Annotated in this window: 20 protein-coding genes and 1 pseudogene; 6 read left to right on the top strand and 15 right to left on the bottom strand. The window is 60.6% G+C overall.

Annotated features, from left to right (window positions below):
- Position 1: 1 nt before the first annotated feature.
- On the top strand, positions 2-1,981 hold the full coding sequence (locus CKO25_RS18395) for a UvrD-helicase domain-containing protein (protein ID WP_200389412.1): 1,980 nt from the start codon (positions 2-4) through the stop codon (positions 1,979-1,981).
- A 185-nt stretch (positions 1,982-2,166) separates the two neighbouring features.
- Positions 2,167-2,454 carry a hypothetical protein gene (locus CKO25_RS18390; protein WP_200389436.1) on the top strand — a complete coding sequence of 96 codons (288 nt, stop codon included), beginning with the start codon at positions 2,167-2,169 and terminating at the stop codon, positions 2,452-2,454.
- On the opposite strand, the gene CKO25_RS18385 is transcribed toward CKO25_RS18390, so the two are convergent.
- From CKO25_RS18385 to CKO25_RS18370, 4 genes are all read right to left on the bottom strand, one after another.
- On the bottom strand, positions 2,406-2,591 hold the full coding sequence (locus CKO25_RS18385; protein ID WP_200389411.1) for a type II toxin-antitoxin system HicA family toxin: 186 nt from the start codon (positions 2,589-2,591) through the stop codon (positions 2,406-2,408). The genes CKO25_RS18390 and CKO25_RS18385 overlap by 49 nt on opposite strands.
- 379 nt (positions 2,592-2,970) lie before the next feature.
- Positions 2,971-3,090 (bottom strand): toxin-antitoxin system HicB family antitoxin, encoded by a 120-nt coding sequence (locus CKO25_RS18380; RefSeq protein ID WP_338115174.1) that lies wholly within the window; start codon positions 3,088-3,090, stop codon positions 2,971-2,973.
- A gap of 28 nt (positions 3,091-3,118) precedes the next feature.
- A complete protein-coding gene (locus CKO25_RS18375; RefSeq protein ID WP_200389410.1) occupies positions 3,119-3,376 on the bottom strand; it encodes a hypothetical protein in 258 nt (85 codons plus the stop codon).
- On the bottom strand, positions 3,373-3,672 hold the full coding sequence (locus CKO25_RS18370) for a nucleotidyltransferase domain-containing protein (RefSeq protein WP_200389409.1): 300 nt from the start codon (positions 3,670-3,672) through the stop codon (positions 3,373-3,375). Before CKO25_RS18370 ends, CKO25_RS18375 begins: the two co-directional genes overlap by 4 nt.
- A 258-nt stretch (positions 3,673-3,930) precedes the next feature.
- On the opposite strand from CKO25_RS18370, the gene CKO25_RS18365 reads away from it, so the two are divergent.
- The 3 genes from CKO25_RS18365 to CKO25_RS18355 all read left to right on the top strand — a co-directional run bounded on the left by CKO25_RS18365 (position 3,931) and on the right by CKO25_RS18355 (position 4,877).
- A complete protein-coding gene (locus CKO25_RS18365) occupies positions 3,931-4,266 on the top strand; it encodes a Uma2 family endonuclease (RefSeq protein WP_200389408.1) in 336 nt (111 codons plus the stop codon).
- 40 nt (positions 4,267-4,306) lie between these two features.
- Complete coding sequence (locus tag CKO25_RS18360; protein ID WP_200389435.1) at positions 4,307-4,537, top strand: hypothetical protein; 231 nt, start codon at positions 4,307-4,309, stop codon at positions 4,535-4,537.
- Positions 4,538-4,676: 139 nt separating this feature from the next.
- On the top strand, positions 4,677-4,877 hold the full coding sequence (locus CKO25_RS18355) for a RelB antitoxin-like protein (protein ID WP_200389407.1): 201 nt from the start codon (positions 4,677-4,679) through the stop codon (positions 4,875-4,877).
- A gap of 147 nt (positions 4,878-5,024) precedes the next feature.
- On the opposite strand, the gene CKO25_RS18350 is transcribed toward CKO25_RS18355, so the two are convergent.
- Genes CKO25_RS18350 through CKO25_RS18340 form a run of 3 tightly spaced genes read right to left on the bottom strand, consistent with a single transcriptional unit; the run spans position 5,025 to position 6,071 of the window.
- Positions 5,025-5,531, bottom strand: coding sequence for a PIN domain-containing protein (locus tag CKO25_RS18350; protein ID WP_200389406.1), 507 nt, complete (start codon positions 5,529-5,531; stop codon positions 5,025-5,027).
- Between the two features lie 7 nt (positions 5,532-5,538).
- The gene (locus CKO25_RS18345; RefSeq protein WP_200389405.1) at positions 5,539-5,793 is read right to left on the bottom strand and encodes a UPF0175 family protein; all 255 of its coding nucleotides are present in this window, start codon (positions 5,791-5,793) and stop codon (positions 5,539-5,541) included.
- A gap of 14 nt (positions 5,794-5,807) precedes the next feature.
- Complete coding sequence (locus tag CKO25_RS18340; RefSeq protein WP_200389404.1) at positions 5,808-6,071, bottom strand: hypothetical protein; 264 nt, start codon at positions 6,069-6,071, stop codon at positions 5,808-5,810.
- Between the two features lie 122 nt (positions 6,072-6,193).
- Here CKO25_RS18340 and CKO25_RS18335 point away from each other — a divergent pair.
- Positions 6,194-6,925: pseudogene (locus CKO25_RS18335) on the top strand (ISAzo13-like element transposase-related protein); the annotation flags it as partial.
- A gap of 493 nt (positions 6,926-7,418) precedes the next feature.
- Here CKO25_RS18335 and brxL read toward each other — a convergent pair.
- The 8 genes from brxL to CKO25_RS18295 form a co-directional block, all read right to left on the bottom strand.
- Positions 7,419-9,437, bottom strand: a complete 2,019-nt coding sequence (brxL, locus tag CKO25_RS18330; protein ID WP_200389403.1) for a protease Lon-related BREX system protein BrxL — start codon at positions 9,435-9,437, stop codon at positions 7,419-7,421.
- A 36-nt stretch (positions 9,438-9,473) separates the two neighbouring features.
- Positions 9,474-9,836 carry a four helix bundle protein gene (locus CKO25_RS18325; protein ID WP_242467725.1) on the bottom strand — a complete coding sequence of 121 codons (363 nt, stop codon included), beginning with the start codon at positions 9,834-9,836 and terminating at the stop codon, positions 9,474-9,476.
- Positions 9,837-9,894: 58 nt separating this feature from the next.
- A complete protein-coding gene (gene pglZ, locus CKO25_RS18320) occupies positions 9,895-12,501 on the bottom strand; it encodes a BREX-1 system phosphatase PglZ type A (protein ID WP_200389402.1) in 2,607 nt (868 codons plus the stop codon).
- A gap of 11 nt (positions 12,502-12,512) precedes the next feature.
- The gene (locus CKO25_RS18315; RefSeq protein WP_200389401.1) at positions 12,513-13,073 is read right to left on the bottom strand and encodes a Uma2 family endonuclease; all 561 of its coding nucleotides are present in this window, start codon (positions 13,071-13,073) and stop codon (positions 12,513-12,515) included.
- Between the two features lie 83 nt (positions 13,074-13,156).
- Entirely contained in the window at positions 13,157-13,684 is a 528-nt protein-coding gene (locus tag CKO25_RS18310) for a hypothetical protein (protein ID WP_200389400.1), read from the bottom strand.
- Positions 13,685-13,885: 201 nt separating this feature from the next.
- Positions 13,886-15,130 carry an AAA family ATPase gene (locus tag CKO25_RS18305; RefSeq protein WP_242467724.1) on the bottom strand — a complete coding sequence of 415 codons (1,245 nt, stop codon included), beginning with the start codon at positions 15,128-15,130 and terminating at the stop codon, positions 13,886-13,888.
- A 612-nt stretch (positions 15,131-15,742) separates the two neighbouring features.
- Positions 15,743-15,976 (bottom strand): hypothetical protein, encoded by a 234-nt coding sequence (locus CKO25_RS18300; protein ID WP_200389399.1) that lies wholly within the window; start codon positions 15,974-15,976, stop codon positions 15,743-15,745.
- Entirely contained in the window at positions 15,973-16,212 is a 240-nt protein-coding gene (locus CKO25_RS18295) for a hypothetical protein (protein WP_200389398.1), read from the bottom strand. The genes CKO25_RS18300 and CKO25_RS18295 overlap by 4 nt, the downstream gene beginning before the upstream one ends.
- Between the last annotated feature and the right edge of the window lie 2 nt (positions 16,213-16,214).

Below are 16,214 nucleotides of genomic sequence, written 5' to 3'. Positions count from 1 at the left end.
CATGTTCGAAATCCTGCCGCTCACACCTGAACTGCTCGCCGAACTTGGCGACGAGCTGGGCGGCTGCGATTTCACCGATCCGAGCCAGATCGACTTCCTTGCGAAGGCTACTCCATGTGACGTACAGGCGGCGCCCGGCAATGGCAAGACGACACTGCTGGCGGCGAAGCTCGCGCTACTTTCGCGCAACTGGACGACCCGCAGGCGGGGCGTCTGCGTCATCTCGCACACCAATGCCGCGCGAACGGAGGTCGAAGACTTGATCGCGCGTCATCCGACCGCGGCGCGGCTGATGGCCTATCCTCATTTCACCGGCACGGTCACGGCTTTCATCAACCAGTATCTCGCCTTGCCCTATCTTCGAGGCATGGGCTGGCACGTGCGCCAGATTGACGACGATGCCTTCGCGGCCGAGGCGTTGCGGCGCTATCCGTCGTTCTGGGCATTGAAGAAGCAAGCAGAGAGGGCTAGCGCAACTGTAGTCAAATGGGTTGGCAATCTCACACTCGACCCAGCCTTTGATGACGTAAGGGATGAACCCGAAAGCCTGACAGTGCAGCGGCAAAAGAGCCAGCACGGTGCTGATACAAATTGCGGCAAGGCATTAGCAAAGCTCAAGGCTTCGATGGTCAAGAGCGGGCTCTATCGCTACGCCGACATGACCGCGCTTGCATGGCGTGCGCTCCGAGAAAACCCGGCTCTGGCCAAGCGGCTTCGCGATCGCTTCCCGCTCGTCATTCTTGATGAGGCGCAGGACACCTATGGCGACCAGCTCCGGCTACTGGAGCACGTCTTCAAGCAGGACGGGGCGGCGTTCCAACGCCTCGGGGACAGCAATCAAACGCTCTATGAGGACGATGGAGCAGCGCCGGCCTATTGGGCGCCGGGTCCCGGTTGTATCCCTCTTGATACGAGTCGCAGGTTCGGTGGGGAGATCGCCGGTTTTGCAAGCCGGCTGACCGCGCGACAGGCTCAGACAATCGTAGGACTGGGCGCTCGGCCGGCGTCGCGGGTGATGTTCCTTTTCGATGAAGCTACGATCGGACGGGTTTTCGGAGCCTTCGCTGAAGAGGCACGAGCGCTGTGGGGCAGTGATTGCAGCACGCGCGACGTCTGGGCGGTCGCGTCGCGTCACAATCCGGCCAGCAAAAAAGGGGCGTGGCGGCCGAAGAGTCTCGTCGACTACCATCCCGCGTATCGCAGCGAAGGCGGATCTCGATCGAAAGCGAACCTCCTTTGCCGGCAGCTTCAGAAGGCTGCGGTCCACCACGCCTCGGCGCGACCGCCCGCAGAGGTCAGTGAGATGCTCGCCGCGGGCGTGTCTGGACTGGCGCGGGCTCATGGTTGGAAAACAGCGAATGATCGTCCGATCACCGCGCAAAACGTCTGGGCGGCACTAGCGCATCGCGACCTCGCGTTGCCACGCACCATACGACGACTGCTGCGGGACCATGTGCTTGTCGGCGATACGGTGTGGCAAGAGTCGGCATGGCGGGCGTTCGGGGAAGCATTGCTTCCGCTCTTCAGTCCGGCTCCTCAGGGCGCCGAGGGCGACATCGCGGATTTTTGCATCTTTGTCGATGAGCAGAAGGCCGATCTTGCCGACCCCGAGCGCCGCTCCACGAAACAGGTTCAATTCGATGATCTCACATTGCGGCTGGGGTCGATCCACTCGGTCAAGGGCAAGAGCGTAGACGGAATTCTCGTTGTCGAGAGCGAGGTATGGAAAGGCAGCAGCGCAGACAAGCAATGCATCGACCTGACCGCGGTGCTTCCACACGCGTTCGGCGTGACCGACGAGCTCTTTACGGGGGTAAGGCTCACCGCCGCGACAAACGTCTTCGTAGGCGTAACCAGGCCGCGCGAGTTGCTAGGCCTCGCGCTGCGCAAATCCGAAGCAACGGTTCTGATGGGCCCCGCCGTGGATCAAGGGTGGAAAGTCGTCGACCTGGTCGCCCAGGCTGCAGAGCTGAAGGAATGAGCGGGCCCATGTCGAAGGTCGGACTGGGCACGTCGAGCAAGCTCATTGGTTTGACCAAGCATGCGAAGCACCGCCACGTGCCAAGCCCGATCTCTCTGCATTTCGTCGCGCCACCGGCCCAACTGATGCAGTATCACATAGGCGGGAGTTCCACCCGCTAGAACACGCGGACTTGCCAGGCTGCTATGACCGCTTTTTTTAGCGATTTAAGCAACCTCACTCATGGGGCGAACCCGTGGCGGCGGGAGCGCCCGACCCTCCGCTTTGAAATGTTCTACGACATCCTGTACGACGTCGCAAAGCTCCCCATAGAGAGCGATGGGATCGTCACCATGTATACCGGTAATCAGGTCAGGGCACTTTCCAATGTACACTTGATCCTCATCACTCCACTCCACCCATTTGTGGTATTTGTCGAAATCTTTCATTTGCTCACCATTTTGATTGCCTGCGCAACCTGCCTTTCTTGGTAGCGTTTTGCGTCGTCACCGGTCTTGCCGCTTACGGTTACCGCACCGGCATACTTTGGATGGACACGTTTTCGGTGGGAGCCTTTTCCTGCGCCCGGGATCTCTTCAAAGCCTGCATGCCGGAGGGCCGCCAAGATCACGAATTGTCTGGGGCATTGATTCGCCTGTCTATTTCGTGAATTCAACGCGTTCTAGGTTGGCATGGGCTACGTCCGGCCTCGACTGACACGGGACACCCGTGCGCTTGCGACAGGTCTCGAGTTTGTCTCAGGTGGTCGGTTGGGATTTTCGCCATTGAGTGTACGTTCTGCAGCTGCGGCTTGTTGACATGGCGCACGTTTCAACCAGGTAGGCGACGGTGCGGTTCGCTGCCGCGCCCCGCATCCTGAGTTCTCCAGGCAGCAGAATGAGGATGAAACCAGGGCGCGCCTCGGTCGGTTGACGCGGGCCCAGCGAAGCGCTTGAGCCAAGCGCCCGATGAGGCCCCGGACACAGACCCCCACGAGAAGGCCCGAATCATCAGGGCCTTGAGACCGCGGCCTCGATGCGCTTGGCGATCCACTGATTCAGGCTCAACCCTTCTGCTTCAGCTCGCGCGGCGGCGCGACGATGGACCTCGGGCGTTAGCCGGAGCGGTATCCTGCCTTTGAAGGTGCGGTCGGGCTGCTCACCACGTTCCGCGCAGAAGGCGAGGTAAGGCAGGCAGCAGCTTATCCCCGAGGGTATCCTGCAGGCGACCGAAGCGGCTCACGAAGGCATCGACCCGCTCCGCCAGATCGGGCGCCTGTTCCAGCTCCGCGACCCGCGCCGGCGTGAACGCTGTGGCGAAAAGTCGCTCGGTGGTCAGGGCCAGATGGCGCGCCTCCTTATCGGCGACGCGTACAAGAAACCGCAAGCGTTCAGCGGTGTCTGGGGCTAGGGTCATAGCGACTGTCCTTCGCGTAAAGCGATGTCGTGGATCGGCAATCGGAGCAGGTTTGGAGCCAAGACAACCACATCAACGCGCCGGCCATGCATGGTGCGAGAGATGCGCGCGGCGAGTCGTGCAGAGAGCGCCGCTGGATGCTCAACCGCGGAGGGCATCTCGACCAACAGGTCCAGGTCACCTCCGGTGGCATCGTCGCGTAGGCGCGAGCCGAAAACGCGCACCTGAGCCGCCGGGCCGGCGGTGTCGGCTACGATGCGGCGGATGGATCGAATTTGGTCGGTGGTCAGGCGCATGGGGGAGTGGGGAGTTCGAAGGTGCGGATCAGTTGGTTCAAGATCATCCAGTGAGGAGTGAGAAACGTGGAGTGAGTCAGCATCCCGACACCTCGTGGACAGCTCAATGACGATTGCCTCGCAAGGTAAGGAGAGTCCTTGTACTGGTCAACTAACGAGATGTATACCAAGATGACCTCGGCTAAGACCGTACGAGACACGGAACGGCAGCGCGTCAGGGCAGGCGGACAGATCGAGCCCCGGAACTAGGCGACGCGGATGAAGGAAGACATCTTCTATTATCCCGATCTACTCCTGACCTGTGATCCGAGCGATCGCGAAACCTATTATTGCACCGCCCCCTGCCTGCTGATCGAGGTCCTCTCCGATTCGACCGAGCGTATCGACCGCAGAGAACAATTTCTGTCCTACCAGACGCTGCCGAGCCTGCAAGCCTATTGGCTGGTTGCTCAGCAGGAACGACGCTTGGAGATCTTTCGGCGCAGTCACGAGTGGCGCATGGAGCCGATCACCAGCGGCTGTGTCAGCGTCGATTGCCTCGACGTGGAGTTATCGCTCGATGTGATCTACGAGGATGTGATTCAGGCACCATGATTCTCACGTCAACACCCAGAGACCAATTGGGTTTGAGCCGATGACGAATAATGATGAGCCACTGTCCCGATTCGGCTTCTTCACCGACTGGCGGGTGCCGCCGAAGTGGAACCTCTGCAACGCACCGGGGGAGGACGGCGGCAAGGTCAAATCGGTGAAGACATTCCCCGGTCTCCTGAAGGTGCTCAGTCCGACCGAAAAGACGATCCTGCATATCCCGAGCTTAGCGCCTGGCGGCGGAGCATCTTTCGAAACAGGCCTCTCAGATTGAGACCGGATTGAAGCCCGTCCGCACAGTTTCCAGCACACCGGCAACGAATCAGGCTACCGAAAGGGCCGAAGTCGTGGCATTTGACGTGAGCGAGATCAAGACCAAGCGCACCGCCTGAAACGTAAGAGAGGTTTCCTCCATGCCCGAGCTACACCCGCAATTCCTGACCGACCAGGACGGCAAGCCCCTGTCGGTTCTGCTGCCCATCGCCGAATACGAAGCGCTGATCGAGCGCCTCGAAGATCTGGAAGACCTGGAAGAAGCGCGCGAGGCACTAGGCCGGATCGAGCGCGGCGAAGAAGACACGATCCCGTGGGAAGTCAAGACGAGCGCCTGCTGATCCTGGTCGTCAAGGTCGGGCACCGGCGCGAGGTCTACCGTGAGCACTGACGCACGTTCCGTCAGGCGCCGAAAGGTCCGTTCCTGACTTGAGCCCGGTTATCCTGTTGCGGCCGGGTCTAGGTTAGCTCCCGAACGGGCGGCCCCTTCACCGCCCTGAACCGGCACCCACTTGAAGGCCCCGCGCGTGAAGGTGCGCGATCATGGCCGAGCCGACGTGCGACGGCTGTCTGTACTGGATCGAGGGTCGATGCAGCCACGGCGGCCGATGGTTCGATTTCTCGAACAAACCCTTACGCCTGGCCAGCACGATAACGCCCGCCGTATCGATTGTTCTCACGTCCAGTACACGCGCGCAGCGCCTTGCCGCGCGGTCGTCGACGATGGCCGTGTAACCCGGACTGTGCAAGGACAACGAGAGCACGGCGGTTTCACCTGCACCCAGGTTCCAGACGGCAACGGCCGGGTCTACAGTGTTCGCTGTCTTCCGTGCCCAGGCAGACTGCGGTAGATCACGCGTCGCCGGATCGTCGTAGGTTCGGCTGACCACCTCGTTCCAGACTGCCTCGGGTACCAGCAACTCCGAAAACAGGTGCGGCAGCAGCGGGTGGAGTCCCGCGCGAAACAGGGTGATCAAGGTCGATGCATTGATCACGACCCGATCAATCGGCATCGCGCAGCTCCGCCAAAACCTCATCCGCGGTGTACTGGAATGGGCTGACCTTGTATTGACCGAGTGCCGTGATGAACTCGGCCCGTGTTACCCCTGCAATTTCCACCGCGCGGCCTTGCGAGACCAGCTCCAGCTCATACCACTTGACCGCGGCAGCAATCCGCAGCTCGCGCGTAAACTCCTCGGGGTCTTTGTGCAGAGTCGCAAAGATCTCCTTCGGCATGTCCAGGGTCAGTTGTGTCATCGTCAAGCTCCGCATCATCCGCGATAGTGTTCGACACCGATGGCCAGTTGCTCCAAGGCGTTCCGATAGGCGTCCCAATGCAGATTGGTCGCCGTGATCTCCTGAAGATAGGACAGGATCGCGGCGAGCCGGTTGCCGCGCAGGTTTTGGAAATCGGTGCAATCCGCCAGATGTTTGGCCGCGCGGTCCACTTCGGCGCCCGCCTGTAAGAGCTTCAAGCCGTGATAGATGTGACGGGTCGGCGAATGGCGCCACAGGGACAGCTCGCTGGTCGGCACCTCATCGTAACGGGTCGTATCGGGCCGGAGCAGCTCGGCCGGGAGAATCGTCCGAGGATGGCCGAGATCTTGAACCGCAACGGTTACCGGCTGCGGCCGGTGCTCAAGGCCAAACCCCAAAAAAAGTCCCGCTAACCGATGCCATCTTCGACACTATCCGGGCCAAAGACCAGCGCGGCGAGGGTGGACATGGACAGGTCGCGCGACTGAGCGTCGACTGCAAGGCCACGGTGATGATCGGCGAGTACTCGCGCGGCGGCTGTAGCCGTGGCGAGGTCAAGGCCGCCGACCACGACATGGGCTGTCATGAGAAAGACACCCCGTTCGGTCTGGTCAACGAGGACACCGGCGCGCTGCACCTGACCTTCGGAAGCTCCGCCAAAACCAGCGACTTCATCGTCGACTGCCTGCATGCCTGGTGGGAGCAGCAAGCTCCCGAGCAGCGCGAGCGCATCACCCTGGTCCAGATCAAGGCCGACAACGGCCCGGAAAGCAACGGGCGGCGCACCCAATTTCTCAACCGCATGGTCGCGTTCGCCGATCAGATCGGCAAACCCATTCAGCTGTTGTACGACCCGCCCGATCACAGCAAATACAATCCGGTGGAACGCTGCTGGGGGATCCTGGAACAGCATTGGAACGGGACGCTCCTGGTGGACGCCCGGGCCATGCTCGAGTGGGCCAAGAGCATGACTTGGAAGGGACTGAATCCGGTCGTGGAGGTCAGTCGTCAGGTCTATGAAAAAGGGATCTCACTGTCCAAGGCGGCCATAAAGGACATCGAGGCGCGCTTGCAGCGAAACCCGGAACTCCCGAAATGGGACATCCTGATCCAACCGGCAGTCTCGGTATGAAAGTTCACGGAAATTACCTTAGAACCCCGAGCGAACGAGATCAAGCTCGAACGGGCGAGTCCCTCAAGATCGCCGAGCGTCCCTCGCTGGCGCGGGCGCAGGCGAAGCTTGAAGTGGAGTCGCTCGCCTATCTGGTCTGCAAGCGCGACAGGGTCACGGCGAAGTCCGAGAGCGACCTCGCCGACTACGGGGACAAGAACACCATAGTCGGCGGACCTGAACGCGATCCTGAAGGCTGCCGGATGGGTCGAGACGCTGTTCGGTATCGCTACCAAAACTCTGTTCGAGTCGCAGAACAAAAGGGGAATCGAAGAGGAATCGGCCTGAAGCGGCCGACAGGGCCCCGTTCATTTCCCGTCGCGTCGCGCAGATTCGAGTCATGCTGAATGACCGTGACGCGACGCTCGCCGGGGTGCATGTGGATCGGTGAAACTGGATGCAAGCCGGCTGAATGGGCTGACCCGAACACGCAAATGGAGAACGGGAAATCGGCCTACTCGACTCCCAGCGCCTTGAACACCGCATCGACTGGATCCGCGTAGAAGGACGTTTGGAACTTGGCGAACAGCTCCCCGGGGATGCTGGGAATGTCCCCAACGCTGGCCATCGGCAGCAGGATGCGCTTTGCACCGGAATCGAAAGCGACCTGGAGGCACTCCGCCAAATTCTCCACCGGGATCACGCTCCCGCCCAGGCTCATATCGCCGAGGACGACCATCTGCGCCTGGATGGGCTTCTGCAGGATCCCGGAGCACAAGGCGACGAAGCCGGGTAGGGTCATCGCCTTGGTCGCGCCCGTGTTGTGCAGCTCGACGGTGTGTAGGTGGTAGTCGTGATCGCCGGCCTTGGCGGAGCCGCTGACCCGGCTGATGTTGGCCTTGAAGTAGTCGAAGGCGACTTTCACCGACTCCTTGGCCGCGCTGCTGGATCCCAGCCCCGAGACGTTGAGCTTACCGTTGCCGGCCGTCGTCTGGGTCTCCAAGCGATAGAGCCCCAGATGCCCGCTGCCGCCGGTGGCGACCGTGTGCAGTACGCCGGGGTTCAGCGGACCGTCCGAGATGAGTTTGTCTCCGCCCTGCTCGGGGACGCTGATGAACGTCTCCTCGCGCGTCTCCTGGTCGAGATAGGAGAAGTGGACATCGAAGAACTCCATGCCGCCGATCTTCTTCAGCTGCTCTTTCACCCGCCGCCGTGCCTCAAGCGCGTACTCCAGGCAGCGCCGCACCGCGTCCTTGTCGAACTCGCCATGCGGATAGAGCAGCTTGAGCAAGCCGGAGGTCGTGCGCCGCACGGCGATGGTGTCACGCTGGTTGAGGTCCCGGCCGAGCTTGAAGTAGCGATCGACGGCGTCGGAGAAGTTCCGCTTGCGCATCTCCCGCATGAACTCGGCCAGGTAATCGGTGATGAGCCCGTACTGGTTCGTGAAAAACTCGGGCCGCATCTTCGGCACTTCCCAGCCAGGGATGTAGGCATGGAAGCGATCAAAAAACGCAGAGTCGATCATCGCCTCGGGGAACGGCGCCAACAGGTGGCTCGTCTTCACCAGAGTATCCACCGGCTGGTTGATGTTGCCCACGAAGACCATGCTCGCCGACGCCTGGACGGCGTCGCGCCCGCGGGCGAAGGACCCGGAGGCCATGAAGTCCTTCATGATCTGCACGCCGTCCTTGTCCTTGAAGGAGATACCCGCCACCTCGTCAAAGGCCACCAGATCCCATAGGCCCACTAGGCCAACGGTGCGGCGCGCCATGTTGTAGAAGAGATTGGCCACCGTGGTCTGGCCGCCGGAGATCAGGATGCTGTTCGGGCTGATTTCCTTGTAGATGTGGCTTTTGCCGGTCCCGCGCGGCCCCAACTCGCAGCAGTTGTAGTTGTTTTCGACGAAGGGGACCATCCGAGCGAGCAGGTGCCACTTGACCCGTTCGTCGAGGTTCGATGGCTCCATTCCGGTCGACCGACACAGGACGTCGATCCACTGCGTCTCGGAGAAGGCCCTGCGGCCCTCGAACAGCCCCTCCAGGTCCATGTTGGGCATCTGGATCGGCTTGAGATCACCGATGCTGAAGGGAGAGCCCTTCTGCCCTTCCTCGAAGAAATAGTGCACGGTGACGATGCACCAGATCCCGCCGACCAGCAGCTTCTCGAACTGCTTGACGTAGCTTCCCGAGATCTCCGCATCCTTGACCCCGAGATTCGAGAGCAGTGCCTCGTAGACGTCCCGGCGCTCGTTGAGCCGCACCGTGACCTTGTCGATGACCTTGTAGCTGCCGCGCTCCTTGATCTTGGATTTGACCTTCTCCGCCTCGTCCGGACGCACGTAGTTCTCGGCGAGGATCGTCTTCACGGTTTCCATGCCGTCGCGGATAACCTCCTCGTCGTCGGAGGCGCAGTACATGCCGAGCAGATACTCCAGCACGTAGACGGGGACGTTGGCGCCTTCCTTGATCAGCTTGGTCAGATCCTTGCGGACAACCTTGCCGGCGAAGTGGCGGTTGAGGAGCTCGTCGAGCATTTTAGTGGTGAGTGGTGAGTGGTGAGTGGTGAGTGGTTAGGGTTTCAGCTTGGCTCGGAGGGTGTTGATCATTTTTGAGATCTCCTCCAGGAGTGAGATGATTTCCGTGATCTGACTCGGCGTCACGTAGCCCAGTCTTTGAGCAATCAGGGTTTGGGTTTCCACCTCCGCCCTCGAACCCTGGGCGATGGACAGGAAGTTCAGAAACTCCGCGGTGGACTTGCGCGCCTGCCCCTCCGCGATGTTCGATGGAATCGACACCGCCGCCCGCCGGACTTGACTGCTTAATCCATACATCTCTTCCTTTGGAAATACTCCGGTCATTCGGTAAACCCGCTCCACCAAATCCATGGACTTCTGCCATACGATCAGATCCCGATAGCTCTGTACCTGCATCATGACACTCCTGACTCACCACTCTCCACTCTCCACTCTCCACTCTCCACTCGCCACTTCCTCAAAAATCATTGATAAAGGCAAGGTCGATGGTGACGTCGAAGCGCGCCTCTTCGACACCGGTCTCGGCGTCGCGCAGGATCAGCACGAAGACCTTTTTGCTGTCGAAGCGTCGCCCTTCAAGCGTGAGGCTGACGGTCTTCTTCCACTGGTTCATGTCCGGCGAAGTGCTGTCGAAGGAGAGTGTCTCGACGTTGGTGACGGGATCGTCGCCATCGTAGATCCCGATCTTCAGGGTGATCGGCTTGACGCGCTCCCCCACCGGCTCGGTCTGGATCAACTGAAACCGATGGCGGTTAGTGGTCACCTTGAAGTTGCTGCCGAGCACGCTGACGCCAACCGTGCGGGTCTTGGTCTTGGCCGCCTTGCCGACTTCCTTGACGTGCTGAACACGGATGATCGGCACCACGATCTCCTGCAGCATGGCCCCTCCGTGCACGAAGCGCGAGCCGCCGACGAAGTGGAAGCGGTTTGCTCCCTTCGGCACCCAGAACTCCATGTCGCCGCCGGCGCCCGCCGTCGTGGCGGTGGAGCCGCGATATGCCTTGTCGCTATTAGGCAGGTGCCGCCCCAAGAGATAACGCTTCTTCGCCTTCAGGGTACCGGCCGGCTTCTCGTTCAGGCTGTTCTTGTCGGTCTCTCCCGGCGGGGTCTCGCGGAACAGAAAGCCGTGATCGGCGGTGAGGAGCAGATGATTGCCGTTCAGACTGTTGATGATCTTGCTCACCAAGTCGGCCAGCTCATCAATCGCCTTGCGCACGGCAGCGAAGGTGTCGTCTTCGGTGGAAGCGCTGTCGCCGACCGCGTCGATCTGGTTGTGATAGACATACACCACTCGATGCGGCTTGATGAAGGCGCGACCCTCATCTTTCTTCATCGCCATGAAGGTCTCCGCCTTGACCGCGACACCCTGCACGGACTCCAACACCTTCCCGCGCTGCTCCAGCGAGCCGCAGGGCAGGCCATCGACCCGAATGACGCCGCTCTCGCTGTAGTCGAGCCCGTTGTGCGGAAGCAGCGCCGCCATGCCGAGCCCCGTATAGGACGGCAGCACCCCGAGCTGTGCCGATAGCTCCGCATCGAAGCGGTACTTGCCGTTGAGCTGCTCGGCGAGTTCTTGCGCCGCCTCGTAGCGGAAGGCGTCGCTGACGATGACAAAAACCCGGCGGTCGGCTCCCTTCGCCAACACCGGCGCGACTTCCCGCTCATAGAATGCCTGCTGGTTCGGGACCCCCTCGATCCGCCACAGACCGAGTAGGCCGGCCTCCAGGTGCGTGTTCCATTCCAGTGCCAGCTCAGTCAGGAATCCGTTGCCGTAAGCCTTCTCGACCTTCTTGCGCAGGGATTTGAGGATGTCCCAATCGCGTGACTCCGCAAAGTCCGCGGCCTCGCAGAAGTGGCGGTAGAGCTGATCGAAGCGAAACAGTGCGCCGGTGTAGGCCCGGAACAACGCCGTCGCGTCTGGCTGGGTCAAACTGCCGAGGTGCTGGTTGCGCAAGGCGAGGAGGTCGGTTGCGGCTTGCAACGCCTGATAGACCGCATGCAGCGCCCGGCGCGGAGCGAAGCCCGTGTCGGGCAACGCCGGGGCGGCCCAGTAGCCGTCCTGCCGGCGTGAGGCGATGGCCCGGATGGCCTCCGGTTTGATCGCATCCGAGGTCTCCATCACGCGATCGCGCAGCCGGCGAGCGATGGTCTTCTCAACCAAAAGAAAGGTCTTGACCTCCGTCAGATCCTCGATCTCCAGGGATCCCAGGTGGTGCTCCAGCTTCACCGCCTCCGCCACCGCGGCGGACAAGGTCTCGTAAGACGACCCGCGAGTACTGCTGTCGCGCCACTGCGCCAAGCACACCACCGCATTGGCCGTGCCCTGACGAGACAGCGTCAGATGCTTGAGCCCGTCAGGGAGCGGAGCACGGCAGGCATGGGCAAAGTCCGAAACCAGGAGTCGGATCAGCAGGTTCTTGAGGCTCGGCGCCTGCTCCTGATAGCCGAAGTGGCTCGCCGCCAGCACCCAAAACGCGGGCTGGACCTCGTATTTCTCCATGTCCTCCCAGGCGGGCGGGGGCGTATCGAGATTGCCGCTGGGGATGCCGTCGAACAGGGAGATCAGGACGTTGAAGAGTTCCGGCTGGTCTGCCTTAGTCAACACGGCGATGATTTTGCGGTCAATGTCGAGTGCGTCGTCGCTCGGGCCAACAAGCTTCTTCAGGCGGTCCAGCCGCTCCCGATTCGCGAAAAACTTGGCCCGTTCGGCGAGGTGCTGCCGGAGCGACTGCTGCGCGAGCCCAAGGTCCGCGAGCAACATTGAAGCCCGATCCGCGCTGAAGCTGGCGCTGTAGAGGCGGATGTCGAGCAGCCAGTCCTGCTCCGGCGCAGCTGGAGCGAAGGGGGCGTAGAGCAGGTAGCGGCCGGTCGGGTCCTCCTGCTCCAAGCGGACCTTGACCGCAAGCGTAGGATGCTCGTCGAGGCGCAGCAGCGTGACACCCTCAAGATCCAGCGAAGGCAAAACCTCTTCGAACTCAAGATCCGGGTCGTGCCAGAAGACGAGGCGGCGACTCTCTGTATCGAATTGGCTCGCGAGTGCGTCGCGAATGCGTCGAACATCCATTCGCTCCCCCGTCAGGCCCATAAGGCGTCGAGCGCAAAGGTGACCGCCTCGAATGGCGCTTGGGACACGCGATCGCCCTCCTTCAGTGTATCGAGCAAGAGCCACCGGCGGCCTTCCTGGAGCGCGTAGACCTCCAGGGTTTGCGCATCTGGATCGACCAGCCACAGATGTGCGACCCCCTCCCGAGCATAGACAGGCATCTTGATCGCCCGATCCGTGCGCGCGGTGGACGGCGAAAGGATCTCGCAGACCCAGTCCGGCGACAGCTCGAACCCGGCCGCTTCCGGCAGCCTGGTCATGCGTTCGCGGCGCCAACCGGCGAGATCCGGCACCATGATGTCCCCGCCGAGGTGGAACTCGGGCTCATCGATGATCCACCAGTCGCCCGGCCCCCCAATGCCGCCTCCAAACGGCCCCCCGATCAGATAGCCGAGCGCCGAGTAGGCATGAGCATGCCGTGGCGCAGGACGGGGATGGGTGTAGAGCGTGCCGCATAGAATCTCCCCGACCAAGCCCTCCGGTAAGGCAAGCAGGTCTTCGTAGCGGGCGAGTCGTTCGGCAGGCTGTGTCATGGATCACACCTCGCGTCGGCCATGCATTTTGCGATGAGTGGAGAGTGGAGAGTGGAGAGTGGATAGCTGTTTTTGACCATCCACTAACCTCTGACCGCCGAGCCGTCACTCTGCCCAGGACGTTGTAGGCATCCCTCAAGGCGAACCTTGAAGGCTGAAAAGCTTGGCATATCGATTCGGCTGGCATCGACCCGGCCCGAGCGAACAAGCTCGGCCAGACCCGCGGCGTTCGGCCTTTCGCCAAGCGCATCCGCCAATTGCGCCTTGAGCGAACGGGGTGCGTTGTCGTTTCCGGACTCAAACTCCAGTGCCTCGCAATGCTGGTAGGGTTGTGTCGTCTTGAGTGCACAGAGCAACCACGCCTCCGATTTTGGTTTCGGGATCATCGGAACGCCCGTGGCAAAGCGCTCGTAGTCGAAACCCTTGATCATCGAGTCCCACTTTGCTTGCCAGTCTCCGCGACCCGCCGACTGGGTGCCGTCGGCGTCACGAAACAGGACCGCAACGACTGACTGGCTCGACCTCGCGGCAAGCTCACCGGCCGTGACTGCGAGCGCCCGTGCATTGCGAAAATAGTAAGCGGTTTCTTTGCCGCGTCTGCGTCCAGGCAAGCTCGGCGGCCTAAGCGACTTGGATCTCCGATCGAGCGTCTGTTCCGAAACACAACCATCAGCCCCGCGGCCACGAACGGATAACCTTCCGACGCCTCGGCGATCTGATCAACCAACCAAGCCATGGGGCCGGGTTGGAAGGCCGCGTCTCCGATCGAGGACTCTCCGCTGCACTGCCCCATATCGGTCGGTCCCTCGCCGCTAACGAGGATCAGCACGGTCGTCGTCCTTGTCGGGTTTGGGCATGGTCGCGATCTCGTCGGCTAAAAGTGCCAACTGAGTGTCGAAGAAGGCTTCGCCAGGCCCCATCACTTTCAGCTTCGCGGCCATCGACGGAATTTCGAAAAAGGGCACCGCACGCGTGAAGCCTTCCGGCGTTCGATAGAGATACTGCACACCCTTGCGGGCAACTTCGTCATCAAGATAATTCAGGATCATCGGACTGTGGGTCGTGACCAGGATCTGCTGTTTCGCGTTGATCAGGGTATCCATCAGAAACTCGACCAGCTCCGGGTTGATCCCGTTCTCGATCTCATCGAAGAGCAGAAATTGCGCATCCGTCAACACTTCCGCCAGGATCGCCATCAGTCGGAGCATGCCGTCATTGATATGGCGCGCCTCGGTATAGACCTTCTTGCCACCGAAATGCTCGTTCACGCCAAGCTCCTTCCAACCGGCGCGCAACGAACGGGTTACGAGATCGCTCACGTGAGGATAGGCTTCTTTGAGCTGTTTTCCCAACGCCTGTCTTTGCGCCGTTGAAAGCTCGTATAAGAACGCCGACAGTCGCTCGCCGCCCATTCCGAGTGCTCCCAGGCTTTGGCTTGTCTTCTTCCGCAAGAGATGCGGCGCCAAAAGATCGAGTGATGCGATGCCTTGAAGAAAATGTTTCAATGACAACAATCGATCGGGAAGCACCTCGTCTTTGAGTTGAGACAGGATCGAGCCTTCGTATTCGAAATGAATTTTGGTTTGCTCCGCTAACTTCCTCTCTTTACTCGCGTCACCGAACCAACAGTGCCCGTTGGAAACCGCCAGAGCCACCTTTTTGCCGATTTCGAGTGTTTCTCCTGTGCATTTCATCGAGGTCCGGTTGAAGCTTCCGACCCAGATAAACTTCGTCGTGCCCCGAGAAACCTCCAATACAACATGAATGTTGCTTTTTCCGACGAGCTTAGAATTGAGATCACCAGGCTTCCACTGCCGTTGCGCAAGCCAACCGGAAACATCGCCTTTGAAGAGCTGTGCAATAAAATCAATCGCCTGAATGACTGTCGATTTACCCGACCCGTTCAGACCGATCAAGCAGGTAAAGGCGTCAAGATTCAGATGAAATTCGACGAGAGACTTAAAGTTGTCGACATAGACGAACCGAAGTCGAAAGGGTGCGTCGGGCGGAGCCGGGGCCGTTTCCATCTCCGGAAGGTCAGGCTGATCGCTATTCATTCACGGTTACCGAATTTGGCGCTGATGCAGTCTCGATCGTTCATAGATTCCCCGGATCACCTGTGACCTGTCGGCAACTCTCGGCCTTCCTCGTAACTCCGGCCATCGTGGCACGTGGCGCAGAGCGCCAGGGGCATGCGTGACACCGCAGAGCGGGTGTCACGAGCGAGTGATTATTGGGTTGGCCGTCTTGCAGTCTGGCTCCCGCGCTCCAGCGTGGGAGCAAGTGTCGACGCTCCAGCGTCGAGTCGGCACATGGGCCGCTGGAGCGGCCGGACGGCATCCCCACGCTGGAGCGTGGGAACGAGCACACGAATCACCAACCTGCTCGGCTGCCATAAACTGAATCAGTGTGCTGTTCACTTGAGTCTCCTGTGAATCTGCTCGTATAGCTTTGCATACGGCTTCAGACTCTGGATGCCTTGATCGTTATCCCGACCAGCGGCGCGCGTGACATGCGTCGTCAGGGCTTCCAGCCCTGATCATGTCAGGCCAAGATCGCTTGACTACGCACGTTGCCCGCCGAAGTGGCCGAACTGACGAGCAAGCCCGATTCCGGGCATGGTTGCTCTCTCCGCGCTCGCATCACTCGCTTTTCGGTCCTGCCACGCTTTACGCCGCGATTTCAAAAGATTTTTCCACTGCCGATGGAAGCTCGATCGGCACAAACCGATCCGCAGAGTAGAGGTAATCTTCGCCGCTTTCATCGATGACGCGAATATCGCCGTCCGACGCCGCTTCTTCGTCCGGGAGGACGCGATAGATCTTGTGGCGTTCGAGAGAGGCGGGATAGCCGGAGTTATCGATACAGACCACATACCTTATTAAATCATCAGGATTAATCATGAGTCTAGGTACCGTTTTCGTTTGATTTCTCGCCTTCCAATACCGTGAGCCTCGTACCAATGAAGCTCTGCTCTGCGCTCGCGGCCATTGATCAAGCGAATCAGCGCATATCCCTTCAGCTTGCGCCATTTGCCTTTTCCGTACTGCCGGTTCAGTCGGGATAGATCACGGATTCCGGTGCTGCGTGCGATCAATTCGACATCGGTGATTTCTCCGATCAGCTCAAACTCGGGCACGT

Source organism: Thiocapsa imhoffii (genome assembly GCF_016583985.1).
GTDB classification, from domain to species: Bacteria; Pseudomonadota; Gammaproteobacteria; order Chromatiales; family Chromatiaceae; genus Thiocapsa; species Thiocapsa imhoffii.
The sequence above is the reverse complement of the archived record's forward strand: the minus strand, read 5'-3'. Positions and strand labels throughout refer to the sequence as shown.

Bases quoted from the DNA above. Each gene is read 5' to 3' on its own strand.
- CKO25_RS18395 (WP_200389412.1), top strand. From the start codon at position 2: ATGTTCGAAATCCTGCCGCTCACACCTGAACTGCTCGCCGAACTTGGC.
- CKO25_RS18365 (WP_200389408.1), top strand. From the start codon at position 3,931: ATGAAGGAAGACATCTTCTATTATCCCGATCTACTCCTGACCTGTGAT.
- CKO25_RS18305 (WP_242467724.1), bottom strand. From the start codon at position 15,130: ATGAATAGCGATCAGCCTGACCTTCCGGAGATGGAAACGGCCCCGGCT.
- brxL (WP_200389403.1), bottom strand. From the start codon at position 9,437: ATGCTCGACGAGCTCCTCAACCGCCACTTCGCCGGCAAGGTTGTCCGC.
- pglZ (WP_200389402.1), bottom strand. From the start codon at position 12,501: ATGGATGTTCGACGCATTCGCGACGCACTCGCGAGCCAATTCGATACA.
- CKO25_RS18355 (WP_200389407.1), top strand. From the start codon at position 4,677: ATGCCCGAGCTACACCCGCAATTCCTGACCGACCAGGACGGCAAGCCC.
- CKO25_RS18325 (WP_242467725.1), bottom strand. From the start codon at position 9,836: ATGATGCAGGTACAGAGCTATCGGGATCTGATCGTATGGCAGAAGTCC.
- CKO25_RS18375 (WP_200389410.1), bottom strand. From the start codon at position 3,376: ATGACCCTAGCCCCAGACACCGCTGAACGCTTGCGGTTTCTTGTACGC.
- CKO25_RS18390 (WP_200389436.1), top strand. From the start codon at position 2,167: ATGACCGCTTTTTTTAGCGATTTAAGCAACCTCACTCATGGGGCGAAC.
- CKO25_RS18300 (WP_200389399.1), bottom strand. From the start codon at position 15,976: ATGATTAATCCTGATGATTTAATAAGGTATGTGGTCTGTATCGATAAC.
- CKO25_RS18345 (WP_200389405.1), bottom strand. From the start codon at position 5,793: ATGACACAACTGACCCTGGACATGCCGAAGGAGATCTTTGCGACTCTG.
- CKO25_RS18360 (WP_200389435.1), top strand. From the start codon at position 4,307: ATGACGAATAATGATGAGCCACTGTCCCGATTCGGCTTCTTCACCGAC.
- CKO25_RS18370 (WP_200389409.1), bottom strand. From the start codon at position 3,672: ATGCGCCTGACCACCGACCAAATTCGATCCATCCGCCGCATCGTAGCC.
- CKO25_RS18315 (WP_200389401.1), bottom strand. From the start codon at position 13,073: ATGACACAGCCTGCCGAACGACTCGCCCGCTACGAAGACCTGCTTGCC.